General features: G+C 66.5%; 9 protein-coding genes. 7 read left to right on the top strand and 2 right to left on the bottom strand.

All coding sequences use genetic code 11. The features are described from left to right. Positions 1-3: 3 nt before the first annotated feature. Positions 4-1,116, bottom strand: coding sequence for a TauD/TfdA family dioxygenase (locus tag HW532_RS16555; protein WP_213161522.1), 1,113 nt, complete (start codon positions 1,114-1,116; stop codon positions 4-6). Positions 1,117-1,563: 447 nt separating this feature from the next. Between HW532_RS16555 and HW532_RS16550 the strand changes: the two genes are divergently transcribed. The 7 genes from HW532_RS16550 to HW532_RS16520 all read left to right on the top strand — a co-directional run bounded on the left by HW532_RS16550 (position 1,564) and on the right by HW532_RS16520 (position 10,119). Beyond that, entirely contained in the window at positions 1,564-3,090 is a 1,527-nt protein-coding gene (locus HW532_RS16550; RefSeq protein ID WP_213161521.1) for a DUF6212 domain-containing protein, read from the top strand. Positions 3,091-3,095: 5 nt separating this feature from the next. Next, positions 3,096-5,945 carry a glycosyltransferase gene (locus HW532_RS16545; RefSeq protein ID WP_213161520.1) on the top strand — a complete coding sequence of 950 codons (2,850 nt, stop codon included), beginning with the start codon at positions 3,096-3,098 and terminating at the stop codon, positions 5,943-5,945. Beyond that, positions 5,942-7,351, top strand: coding sequence for a polysaccharide pyruvyl transferase family protein (locus HW532_RS16540; protein ID WP_213161519.1), 1,410 nt, complete (start codon positions 5,942-5,944; stop codon positions 7,349-7,351). Before HW532_RS16545 ends, HW532_RS16540 begins: the two co-directional genes overlap by 4 nt. Next, a complete protein-coding gene (locus HW532_RS16535) occupies positions 7,348-8,169 on the top strand; it encodes a glycoside hydrolase family 16 protein (RefSeq protein WP_213161518.1) in 822 nt (273 codons plus the stop codon). Before HW532_RS16540 ends, HW532_RS16535 begins: the two co-directional genes overlap by 4 nt. A 63-nt stretch (positions 8,170-8,232) precedes the next feature. Further along, positions 8,233-9,126 (top strand): sulfotransferase, encoded by an 894-nt coding sequence (locus tag HW532_RS16530; protein ID WP_213161517.1) that lies wholly within the window; start codon positions 8,233-8,235, stop codon positions 9,124-9,126. A gap of 89 nt (positions 9,127-9,215) precedes the next feature. Next, complete coding sequence (locus tag HW532_RS16525; protein WP_213161516.1) at positions 9,216-9,668, top strand: DoxX family protein; 453 nt, start codon at positions 9,216-9,218, stop codon at positions 9,666-9,668. Between the two features lie 118 nt (positions 9,669-9,786). Further along, positions 9,787-10,119: a phasin family protein gene (locus HW532_RS16520; RefSeq protein WP_213161515.1), complete on the top strand. Its 333-nt coding sequence runs from the start codon at positions 9,787-9,789 to the stop codon at positions 10,117-10,119. 103 nt (positions 10,120-10,222) lie between these two features. Here the strand turns inward: HW532_RS16520 and HW532_RS16515 are convergent, their stop codons facing one another. Then, complete coding sequence (locus HW532_RS16515; protein WP_246479232.1) at positions 10,223-12,028, bottom strand: PHA/PHB synthase family protein; 1,806 nt, start codon at positions 12,026-12,028, stop codon at positions 10,223-10,225. Between the last annotated feature and the right edge of the window lie 82 nt (positions 12,029-12,110).

The raw sequence follows: 12,110 nt of genomic DNA, 5'->3' as shown, positions 1-12,110 counted from the left end.
CGCTCACGCCCGCGCCAGCACGCGAAGGCGGCTTGCAAACTCGCCGCGGTCGACATAGCAGCCATGGAGGTGGCGGTAGCCGGTATTCGGGTCGAACCGCTCGCGGCCATGGAGGATGCGGCGGTTGTCGAACACGACCATCTCGCCCGCATTGAGCTTCAGCGACACGACATAGTCCTGCCGGCGCGTACGCTCCATATAGGCGCGGTAGGCCCGGTAATAGCCGGCCATGATATCGGCCGGCATGTCGAAGGCCGCCGCGATATGGGCGTTGTAGCGGATCTCGGCGAGGCGGCCACCGTCGTCGAGCGTGACGACGGGACGGCGCACGCGGATATCCGTCTCGGCATCGTGGAAACGGAACGGGATCGGCACGCTGCTCAGGAGGGCGAAGGCGTCGGGATCCTCCACGCGCAGATCTTCCGCGATGGCGAAGCCGTCGGCGAAGATCGAACCGCCGCCCTCCGCCTCGTTGGCGATGCAGTGAAGGAACTGGTAGCCGGGCGGCACCTCCTGGTTCGGCAGGTCGGTATGCAGCGGCAGGTGCTCTGCCGTATAGGCGAGATTGTTCGGATCGGGACGGTTCACGACCTCGAAGGTCGTGCCGAAATTGGTCCGGCGCAGGAAGCCGATCCGTTCCGCAAGGGCGACGGTCGCCTCGGGCGTCGCGGCCACGCCCTCGACGATCGACAGGCCGAGCCGGGCCGTATCGGTCATCCAGGCGAGCAGCGCCCCGTCGCCGGCGAGGATGTCGTCCGCCCGGTGGCGCGGAATTCCCTCCGCGCCCAGCCCGCCCCGCCAGAGCTCCGGCGCGATGTCGGCGGGATCCTCCACCGGCCGGCCCGGCCGGTGGCCCTGGAGCCAGTCCAGCGGGAAGCGGCTCACATGGCCCTCGCCCGCCCACTCGACGACGGCCGCGCCCTCCTCCAGACGGGCGGCGCGGGGCTTCGGCTCCGGATCGATGGACATGAGATCCAGCAAGCGCTCCATCGTGTCGGGATGAAGCCCGGACGGGCAGTTGTCGCGCAGCCAGATATAGGGGTAGTGCGATGTGGTTCCGTCGGCCCAGCGCAATTCGAGCGCGCCGGGCCCGACGGCGAGGTCGGTGGCCGTCATGGCATGTCTCCGGTCCTGAATGGTCGTGCGGGAAGTGGCGGTTCACGCCGCGCGCGGCGGCGGCCACCAGGCCATGGGCTTGCCATAGGGCGTGCCGGGGCTGCGGCATTGCGCACCCCAGATCGGCAGAAGAACGGTCATGCGATCAGGATGCGCCGGCATCGGCCGTTCGGCAAGAGGGCATTGCGCCCGGCGCGCCGTCCGCCCCGATGCGGCGCTTTTCTCCTTTAATTCTCCTCAATTGCCCAGATATTCAAAGTTTATTAGTTCGAAAACTGGCGAATATTTTTATTATTGCGGAAGAACAACCGGCGGTGTGATACTAAATTCGCAACGCTCTTCATGCGGCCTTCTCAATATTTCCGCTTTCGTGACACATTCTACTGGTATGAGCGGGATATACCGTCAACTCATCCAGGCCGGCGAGCACCGCGACGGGGGACTTAGATGACAGCATTGGCCACGCGCGACCTTTCGGTGCGCAGCGAGCTTCCAGGCGAGATTGCCCTATTGAAGGATCCGGTCCTGTTCGCCATCGGCGTCGACCGGTCGGAACTACCCTCCACTCTCCTGAAAGCGGTGCGGGTCTTCTGGTTCGAAAGCGCCGACGACGGCGTCGCCTCCTTCATCGACGAGCATGGTGGCCGGTTCGAGGCGCGCGAGGCGCCGTTGTGCCCGCTGGCCGTCCTCGCCGACCAGTCTCGGGCGCATGGCGTGCACGACCTCGTCGAATGGCTCCAGGCGCGCGGGTCCCAGCACCGGCCCCCGGTCATGGAATGGGATCGAGGCAAGGAGTTCGACGTCGCCGCCCTGCTCGTCAGACGCACCGCAAGCGCGCTCAGCGCCACGGCGCGCCGCACCGTCATGGCCAATCGCGAGCTTCACGCGCTCCGCCGGCTCAATGACGACCTCCAGAGCCGGTTCGCGGCGGTCGAGGCCTTTGTCGGGCGCCACGGACTCCAGCCCTTCGAGCTCGCCTTCTCCAACGAACCCGTTGGCGACCCGTCCCGGCCGAACGTCCTGTCCGACGCCTCCACCGACGGCATCAGCCAGATCCTGCCGGTCGCAAGCTCCGGCGTCAGCGCCATCGGCATTCATTTCGAGCAGGCGCCGCGCGGGCGCGACGCGGTGCTCTACGCCCAGCTCGTCACGCTGGAGGACATGAAGGTCGTCGATGGCTGGGCCGTACCGGTCTCAGACCTCGTGGCCGGCTGGAACGTGCTCGGGCTCTCGCGCACACTGGCCGGGCGCCGGCGGACCCTGGAACTCAGGCTCCATATCAATGGCGGCGAGGACGAGCCGCCCCTGCTCTCGCTCGGCGGGCTCCAGCCGCTGGAGATGTTCCAGGTCCGCAGCAAGGCCAGCCGGGCTCCGCTGCTTAAGAACAGCATCGCCATGCAGGTCTGGTGCGGGCTGCCCGGCGTCGTGCTGCCCTCCTGGGCGAACTACCTGCCCGCCCAGTCGCATCACGGCGAGGAGGAGAGCTTCCGCGAGATGCCCGTCACGCAGGGCATCCTGGAGCTCGCGACCCATTCCAACAGCGATGAGGTCGATTTCGACTTCCCCGCCATCATGCCCCTGCCCGACGAGCGCGCGGTCGGCTGCCACCCGCCCGCGACAGGCATGACGATCGGGCAGCTTCCGGCCGCCTGCCCGCCGCAGCTCATGCGCCTGACCGCAAGCGCATGCATCGACAACGACAACGCGATGGATGTCGATTTCGCCATCGCCATCGCCAGCGACCTCGGCGCGGCCAGGGAGCTGCTGGACGAGGCGCGCGAGCCCGGCATCGGCGAGGCCATGTCGGGCTGGGTCCACGTCACGCCGGGCGACGTGACCCCGGTCAACGCCTTCGTCGCCGAACAGGTCGACGCTTGGCAGAACATCTATCTCGCCACCCGGATGAGCGAGGAGGGCAACAACAACTATGCCTGGGCGAAGTTCCGCGACCTGTCGGCCCTGGTAAGCGGGTGAGCGCCATGCTGGACCGAGGCCATGCGCTGAATACCGACCTGCCCGTGGAGCTCTCCGACGGCGAGGCGAGCCCGGCGACGCTCTCGCCCACCGTCGCCATCCTGATTCCGGCCTACAAGCATTCGGTCCTGCTCACCGAGGCGATCGATTCAGCCCTTGCGCAGGATGCCCCCTTCGACATCGCCGTCGTCATCGTCGACGATGGCTGCCCCTATCCGGAAACCGCGCATGTCGGCCAGCTTTATGCGCTGTCGGAACCGCATGTCTTCTACCTGCGCAAGCAGAATGGCGGCTTGAGTTCGGCGCGCAATTACGGCATCGAGTTCGCCCTGCGCACCTTCCCCGAGGTAGAGGCGGTCTATTTCCTCGACGCCGACAACCGGATCACCCCGACGGCGATCCGGGAGATCTTCCGGTTCATGGCCGAGGACGACCGGATCGACTGGGTCTACCCGAATATCGACAAGTTCGGCATCGAGTGGAACGGCAACTACACGACCGAATATTCTCGCCTTCTCCACCTCACCTTCGACAATATCTGCGAGGCTGGAAGCCTCGTCTCGCGCCGCCTGCTCGATGCGGGAATCCGCTTCGACGAGACCATGAAATCGGGCTTCGAGGACTGGGACTTCTGGCTGCAGGCCATCGACAACGGGTTCGTGGGCTCCAACCACCCCTTCTTCGGCTTCGAATACCGCCAGCGCGCGGAGAGCATGCTGCGGGATTCCAACCGCATGCGCGAAGGCATCCTGAGCTATATCCGCGACAAGCATAAGCGCCTGTTCGCCCCGGAGACGATGCTCGCGCTGGAGCACGAGGAGGCGCCGCGCTATGCGGGCATCTCCATCGGCAGCTACATGGTGGACTTCTTCACCGATCCGGAGGCGGAGCATCGCTCCTGCGGGCTGGAGGAGTTCGTGCGGCAGTTCTGGGCGGCTCGCACGGAGCCGGAAACCTTCGGCATTCCGCCGTTCCTGCTCTGGATAACGCCGGCCCATCGCGACGCGCTCGCCCAGTCCGGCCTCATCCACAACATTCTCTGGCTCGGCGAGCGGCTGTGCGAGAAGCACAATTTCGTCGCCATCCGCTTCGAGACGAACAAGTCGGAGATCGGCATCGCGGTGCGCGAGGCCGGCGAGGGACAGGCCCTGTCGGCGAAACCCTTCGCCTGGATGTGCTCGGTGGACATCCTCACCGCCTGCGTCGACGACACCTCCGACGACTGGGTGCGCACGCTGCGCAGCCCGACGCCCGCGCCGAATGTGGCGGAGATCGTGATTTCCGGTCCATTCTCCGCGCGCGACACGCAGGGCGCCATCCTGTCGGCCACCAACGGACTTCTCGCCACGCTCGGCGCGATGCGCGATTCCGGCTATCGCCGCACCGAATGCCCGCGCTGGATCTGGCGGTCCGCCTATCTCCCCAACCGGACGCAGTACTACAAGATCCTGCGCCACGCGGTGGGGGCCGCACCGATCATGCCGCGCCTGTCGGACGGCGAGGGGCCGGTGAAGGTCGGCTTCCTCCTGCCCATCGCCTCCTTCGGCGGCGTGGAGAAAGTCGCCTATGCGGTGGCGCGCGCGCTCAAGGAGGCCGGCTGCGAACCGCATCTCTTCATCCTGTGCAAGTCGAGCTATGCGCGCATCCCCGACAATGAGGGGGTGTTCAAATCGATCAACTTCCTTGCCGACGACTATCCGCTGTGGGGCGGGCCCAACGCCTTTTCGGGCCACGAGCTGCTCATGGGCCATGACGAGATGGCGCGCGCGGAGGAGATCATGGGCTTCCTCTCCGGGCTCGACGTGGTCGTCAACAATCACGTCGCCCCCGCCAATGCCGTCCTGGGCGACCTGCGGCGGCGCGGCGTGAAGATCGTCAACTACATCCATGTGCTCGACAAATCGGGGTTCGGCCGGCCCGCGGGCCATCCCTACCTGTCGCTCGCCTTCGAGCACATCTACGACGCGATCCTCACCTGTTCGCGCGACATGGCCGAATGGCTCCATGCCATGGGCGTGCCCGCGGCGAAGCTCCACCATATCCGCAACGCGCCGAGCTACCGGATATCGGCCGGGGAGCGCGACGCGCTCCTCACCGCGCGCCGCGACCGCGGGAACGACCGGCTCAACGTGCTGTTCCTCGGCCGCCTCGACCCGCAGAAGGGCATCGAGCGGCTCTATGCGGCAGCCCGCACGCTGCAGCGCCGTTCGGCGCACATCGACTGGCGCATCGTGGGAAGCGACGTCATCGATACCGGTGCGGGCGGCTCGTGGAAGACGCGGTTCGAGGAACTCGGCATAACGGTCGAACCGCCGGTCTATGCCAGCCGCCATCTCAGCGAGGCCTTCGCCTGGGCCGATGTGGTGGTCCTGCCGTCGCGCTGGGAAGGCGCGCCGCTCACCATCATCGAAGCCCAGAGGCTTGGATGCGTGCCCGTCGCCACCGCCGTGGGAGCCGTGGACGAGCTTATCAAAAACGGTGTCGACGGCGTGCTCATTCCCGATGCCGACGACGGGACGGTCACGAGCATGCTGGTCTCCGCACTGGCGACGCTGGCGGAGGATCCGGACCGGCTTCGCCGCCTGTCGGCCATGGCGGCCGAGCGTGGCGCCATCGCCAACTGGGCGCGCAGCGTGGAGCCGCTCACCAAACAGCTCGAGACGTGGTTCCCGAACCGCTTCGCGCGGCCTTCGGCGACAACAAGGCCCCAAGAGGATGCAACCTCGAGGGAGGAAGGGATGCCGGCCGCCGAACAGAGCGGCCGCAGCGAGCAGGCAAGGTCCGATGCGCTGCAGCTCGTTGGCGACCGGCCACCTGTGGCTCAGAGAGAGTTGAGGGGATACCTAGGTTCATGAAGAGACTCTTCGTCCTGAACGGTGGCGCAGCGGTCAAGGCGGGCAACAAGTCGGCCTATCTGAAGTTCGACGATCCGCTGGCCGCCTTCGCGCGCAACGGCATCAATACGGGCGACGTCCTCGTCTACGACGCCATCCTCAAGGCGCTCGCCTATGACGAGGTGCGCAACCTGCAGTTCTCCCATGCCGGCGACCGCAAGCTCTGGCCCAAGGAGCCCTACGATGCGACGGTGATCCGCGGGTCGAACTACCTGACCGAGACGGTCGACCTCGCCCATGTCGTCCCGCTCCTGAAGGAGCTCAAGGGCCCCATCGTGCCCATCGGCATCGGCGCACAGGCCGACCGCTACAAGAAGCTCAACCTGCCCAAGGGCACGGTGGAGGCCTGGAAGATCATCGCCGACAAGTGCGAAACGATCGGTGTGCGCGGCTTCTACAGCGCGGAGGTCTTCAACGATCTCGGCATCAAGAATGTCCGCGTCATCGGCTGCCCGAGCTTCTACCGCGCCTTGCGCCCCTCGATCGCGATCAAGGAGATCGACCCGGCCACGGCCCGCATCGGCCTCACGCTCAACAAGTATCTCTCCGCGGAATACGCCACCAACGCCACCAAGACGAACCGCATGCAGCGCGCGCTGATCGACGCGGTCGCCAAGCGCCCCTCGAGCCGACTCTACTCGCAGGGCGAGCGCGAGGAGACCCTGTCGATCTTCTCCGCCGACGAGGAGAAGAAGCGCCATGTCGATGCGATCCTCGCGCGCTTCAACCTGGCCGGACACAAGGAGGCCGAGGACCTGATCGCCAATCGCATGCTGGCCTTCCTCGATGTCGACGAGTGGGCCGCGGATGTCGGCAAGAATGCCGACGTCATGGTCGGCTTCCGGCTCCACGGCAATGTCATCGGGCTCCATCAGGGCCTGCCGGCGGTGTTCTTCACCTACGACTCCCGGATCCGCGAGCTCGCCTCCCTGTTCGCGGTTCCGGTGGTCGAGGTGGAGGACTACCTGCCGATCGATCTGGAGGCGATCCTGTCGACGGCGAACTTCGCCAAGATGGAGCATGTCTACCGGCTGAATTTCGCTGAGTATCACCGCTTCCTGACCGAGAACAAGCTCAACCACGTGCTGCCGAAACCGGTCGCGCCGCCCCCGGAGAAGCCGCTGTCGGCGCCGAATGTCGTGCAGATTTCCCCGGGAATGGACCAGACGCTGGACTGGTTCCGCTCCGAGGTCGATTTCATGACCGGCGAGATCGAGCGGTTGCGCACCCGCGCCTGGCATTTCGAGACGACGCTGCGCGACATGAAGCAGGCGAAGAAGGCCGGGCCGGACAAGGCTGGCGACCAGGGCAAGGCCGCCGGGCAGGACAAGACCGGCAAGGACAAGACGGAAAAGCTCGCCACATGACGGAGATTGCTGCGACCGCGACACGCCCGGCCGGCCTGGACCGCCGCGCGTTCCTGCGCGGCACGGCCGCCGGGTTCGCCTCGCTCGCAACCTTCGGACCGCCAGGCCTTGTGCGCGCCCGCGAGGCGGACGCCCTGCCGCCCGCGCTTCGGGCAGCCGGCGGGGACTGGCGCGTCTCCTTCATGGACGACTTCACGGATGCCGTGACATTCGAGCGTAACTGGATCCGCGAACGGCGCGCGGGCGGACAGCACAATACGCTGCGCCTGCCGGAGAATTCCGTCGTCGCCGATGGCGAGCTGCGCCTTGAGCTCGGCCATCGCGACGACCCGAAGCGCCCGTTCACCGGCGGTTCGGTCCAGTCGCGCGCCTTCCGGCAGCGTTACGGCTATTTCGAGTGCGAGATGCGCATCGCCGACGAGGGCGGCGTCAACAACGCATTCTGGCTGATCGCCGACCGCAAGACGGCGGATGGCGTGCGCTTCGAGCTCGATGTGGTGGAGGCGAAATATCCCAACGCCCTCATGGTTACCGCGCGCCGCTGGTACCCTGAGCGCATCACGCTGGCGGCCCATCGGCATGTCGACATCCCGCTCGCCGACAGCTTTCACCGCTACGCGATGCTGTGGACCAAGGACGAGTTCAGGTTCTTCTTCGACGACGAGGAGATCTTCGTCGCGCTCAACAGCTTCGCGCACCGGCCGGCCCTGATGCTTCTCAGCAATGCCGTCGGCCCGTTCGCCGGCAAGAACGACGGCGACATCGAGGGCGCCGCGACGGCGATCCGCCGGGTCCGCGTCTTCGAGACTGTCGGGTAACACCGGCGATCCCCCTCACCTGGAGCGCATGACAGGCGCTCTTCAGCATCCGGGAGGTCCGAAATGGAATATGGCCACACCCTCGCAGACGACGCGTCCGCCGCGCGGCCGATCTTCCTGCTGGGTGTCGGGCGATGCGCCTCGACATTCCAGCAGTCCCAGCTCTGCAATGCCGACGATGTCTGGATCTGGGGCGAGCATAATGGCATCCTGTCGAAACTGCTCGCCTGGGGCGACTGCGTGCGCGCCGATTCCAACCTCAATCGCCTGTCCTTTGCCGGCGACAACAGCCCGGAGGCGATCATGGGCGGGCCACTTGGCGGCAATGCGACGCCTGCGGCGTGGCTGAACGGCTTCAGGCCCACCGATATCGACCAGGTGGAGCGGCTGGCCATCGCGAAGCTGTTCTCCATCGGCCTGCCGCCCGGCAAGGCCCGGTGGGGGTTCAAGGAGATCCGCTACGGGCTCAATGACGACGTGCCCGAGCGGCTTCTGGCGCTGTTTCCCGGCGCCAAGATCGTCCACACGCTGCGCGACCCGATGAAGACAGCCGAAAGCGCCATCGTCACCTGGGGCTATCAGCGCTTCACCCAGATCGTGGAGACGGACGACGACGAGCGGCTCGATGCGGTCTATCAGAAACAGCTCAAGCGCTGGAAGGCCGGGACGGACTATTATCTCGACCTGGAGGAGCGCTATCCAGACCGCGTGATCACCTCCCGGATCGAGACCTTCAGGTCCGAGTTCGGCCGGATCCTGGACTTCCTGGAGATCGAGCGGGAACCGGACGACGGCAACGACGATGGCGGCGTCGTCAATCGCGGGCGGCGAAGGTCGCTGGAACCCGGGAGCAAGGCCGCGCAGATGCTCGCCGAACGGCGCGCGCGGTTTGCCGGGATCGTGGCCGATACGGCGCAACGGGCCGGATACGAGCTGCGCACACTCGCCAGCGCCTGAGCCTGAAGGAGCCAGCTCACGGATTTGTGGGTTGACGGACATCGGTTTTCCCGTCGATATCGCACGCAACTGCGAGAGGGGAGACCACGATGACCGACGAGAACGCCCGGCCCTCCGGAAAGCTCATCGTCCCGGCGATGGGCGGCCTCTATTCCGGTGCCCACGATTTCGCCGAGACGCTCCTGCGCGTCGTTGCGGGACTTGCCCTGGCGGTCCACGGATCGGCCAAGATCACCGATCCCTTCGGGGCCGCCGGCATGGTGGAGAGCCTCGGCTTCCATCCCGGCGAGCTGTGGTCGCTGCTCCTGTCCTGCACGGAATTCTTCGGCGGCATCCTGATCGCGGCCGGACTGTTCACCCGCCCGGCGGCGTTTGCCGGCATGATCGTGCTCCTGGTAACCGTCTGGTTCCACTGGATCACCCAGGGCCAGGGCTATATGGGCGCGGAGAAGTCGATCCTGTGGGCGGCGATCCTCTTCTTCTTCGTGATCCGCGGCGCCAACCGCCATTCGGTCGATGCGCGGATCGGCCGGCAGTTCTGACCATCCTCTGACAGGTCCTCCGGCCAAGCCGGGCTTGACCTGAATCAAGGCGGTGCGTTGCGAAACCTGCTTGCCTGCCGCTTCGGCCATGGGGCCGGATTGCGGAAGGAGGAGAGCAATGGCCGCCACCCCCAAGACGGAGTCGGGCAAGCCGGAGACCGGCATCCCGTTCTTCACCGAAACCTTCGATGCGACAGGACCGCTGCCGCGGCTGTGGAAGGCGATGGCGATCGACATGCCGATGACGCTGACCGCAGAGGGTCTGCGATTTGCCGGAAAGCGCCTGCAGGCGCAGGCCGAGCTGTTCTCGCAGCTCGCCCATTGCAAGTCGCTGTCGGATGCCGTCGACGTCCAGTCGCACTTCGTGGAAACCGCGATGAGCGATTACGGCGCGGAAGCCACGAAGGTCATGGAAGAGGCCCAGGACGCCATTTCGCGCGAAGTGGCTTGAGCCGGGCCAACCCGACCGGAGCCCCGCAGGATGCCGGGGTTCCGGTCCCAATCACGTCTCTTGCCGTTTGGTGGACCCGGCGCCAGCCCGGCCGGAAACCGCCCTATCTCTGCATCACATAGGTTCCCGGCGCGTCGCAGATCGGCGCGAGCCCTGCCTTCGGGTTGCCGAGCGGCGGCGGAGCAGCACGCTCGCGCGAGGAATGGCCGGCGAGCCATTTCGCCCAGGCCGGCCACCAGGACCCTTTTTGCGCCTTTGCGCGCTCCAGCCAGCTTTCGGGATCGAGATAGCCGTCCCTCTCCCGCGTCCTGAGCATGCGATAGCTCGCATGGGGATTGCCGGGCGCGGCCACGATCCCGACATTGTGCCCGCCACTCGCCAGGAGGAAGGTCACGTCCGCGTCGGTCAGGAGATGCACCTTGAAGACCGATTTCCAAGGCGCCACGTGGTCGTGCTCGGTTCCGACCGCGAAGACGGGCGCGCGGATGTCGGTGAGCGCGACGGGCCGGCCTTCGACCTCGAAGCGCCCCTCCGCCAGATCGTTGTTCAGGAAGAGCTGGCGGAGATATTCCGAATGCATGCGCGCCGGCATGCGCGTGGCGTCCGCGTTCCAGGCCATGAGATCCGACATCGGCGCGCGGTCGCCCATCATGTAGCTGTGGACGAGGCGCGACCAGATGAGGTCGTTGGAGCGCAGGAGCGTGAAGGCGCCCGCCATCTGGCCCGATTTGAGCGTGCCCTGGAACCACATCATGTCCTCCAGGAAGCCAATTTGGCTCTCGTCGACGAAGAGCGTCAGCTCTCCCGCCTCCTCGAAGTCGGACTGCGCCGCGAACAGGGAGACCGTCTTCAGCCGGCGGTCGCCGTCGCGCGCCATGGCCGCCGCCGCGATGGACAGGAGCGTGCCGCCGAGGCAGTAGCCGGTGGCGTGGACCGGTGTGTCGGGCACGATCTTGCCGATGGCGTCGAGCGCGGCGCCGACGCCCATGGTGCGGTAGTCGTCGATGCCGAGCTCGCGGTCTTCCGCGGTCGGGTTGAGCCAGGAGATCATGAAGACGGTGAAGCCCTGACCGGTGAGATAGCGCACCAGCGAGTTCTCCGGCGACAGGTCGAGAATGTAATATTTCATGATCCAGGCCGGGACGATCAGGACCGGCTCGGGATGCACGGTCTCGGTGGCCGGCTCGTACTGGATGAGCTCGATCAGCCGGTTGCGGAAGACCACCTTGCCGGGGGTGACCGCGACATGCTCGCCGGGCTGGAAGTTCTCCGTGCCCTCCGGCGGCTCTCCGCTTACCGTGCGCTGCCAGTCCTCCACGGCGTTCTGCGCGCCGCGCACGAGGTTCTCCCCGCCGGTCTCCATCGTGCGGCGAAGCACTTCCGGGTTGGTCGCCATGAAGTTCGCCGGCGACACCGTGTCGAGAAGCTGGCGCATCGTGAAGGAGACCACGTCCGCGTGATGGCGCGACACGCCGGGCACGCCCGTCGTCGCATTGTGCCACCATTGCTGCTGCAGCAGGAAGGACTGGTGAATGATGTTGAACGGCCAGCCCTGCCAGTCCGGCGCGGAGAAGCGCTTGTCCTGCGCGAGGGGCTCGATGCAGGGCTCCGCACCGTCCCTGGCCAGTGCGCAGCGCATGGCATACTGGCCGAAGCGGCTCCATTTCCTCATCGCCTTGCCGGCGAGCTGGGCCTGCTTGCCGGGCGCGGAGGCGAGATGCACCGCCCAGTCGGAGAATGCCGCCGACAGCGATGTCGGCGCGAGCCCGCCGGTGAAATTGGCCGCCCAGGCATGAACGGCCCGGTCGACGGCGACGGCCATCGCGTCGAGCGGATCGGCCTCGTCCCTGTCGGTATGCGGCGCCGTCTCGGCCCTGTCCTGTACGGGAACGACCGCTGTCCTCGCCATGACCGTCTCCTCCATCTGCACTCTCTCGATAGGGCGGTAACCGCGCCCGCGACATGATCTGCGTCAAAGCAACCGGCAGGTC

Origin of the sequence: Kaustia mangrovi, assembly GCF_015482775.1 — a bacterium.
Taxonomy (GTDB): domain Bacteria; phylum Pseudomonadota; class Alphaproteobacteria; order Rhizobiales; family Im1; genus Kaustia; species Kaustia mangrovi.
The sequence above is the reverse complement of the archived record's forward strand: the minus strand, read 5'-3'. Positions and strand labels throughout refer to the sequence as shown.

Bases quoted from the DNA above. Each gene is read 5' to 3' on its own strand.
- HW532_RS16555 (WP_213161522.1), bottom strand. From the start codon at position 1,116: ATGACGGCCACCGACCTCGCCGTCGGGCCCGGCGCGCTCGAATTGCGC.
- HW532_RS16550 (WP_213161521.1), top strand. From the start codon at position 1,564: ATGACAGCATTGGCCACGCGCGACCTTTCGGTGCGCAGCGAGCTTCCA.
- HW532_RS16545 (WP_213161520.1), top strand. From the start codon at position 3,096: ATGCTGGACCGAGGCCATGCGCTGAATACCGACCTGCCCGTGGAGCTC.
- HW532_RS16540 (WP_213161519.1), top strand. From the start codon at position 5,942: ATGAAGAGACTCTTCGTCCTGAACGGTGGCGCAGCGGTCAAGGCGGGC.
- HW532_RS16535 (WP_213161518.1), top strand. From the start codon at position 7,348: ATGACGGAGATTGCTGCGACCGCGACACGCCCGGCCGGCCTGGACCGC.
- HW532_RS16530 (WP_213161517.1), top strand. From the start codon at position 8,233: ATGGAATATGGCCACACCCTCGCAGACGACGCGTCCGCCGCGCGGCCG.
- HW532_RS16525 (WP_213161516.1), top strand. From the start codon at position 9,216: ATGACCGACGAGAACGCCCGGCCCTCCGGAAAGCTCATCGTCCCGGCG.
- HW532_RS16520 (WP_213161515.1), top strand. From the start codon at position 9,787: ATGGCCGCCACCCCCAAGACGGAGTCGGGCAAGCCGGAGACCGGCATC.
- HW532_RS16515 (WP_246479232.1), bottom strand. From the start codon at position 12,028: ATGGCGAGGACAGCGGTCGTTCCCGTACAGGACAGGGCCGAGACGGCG.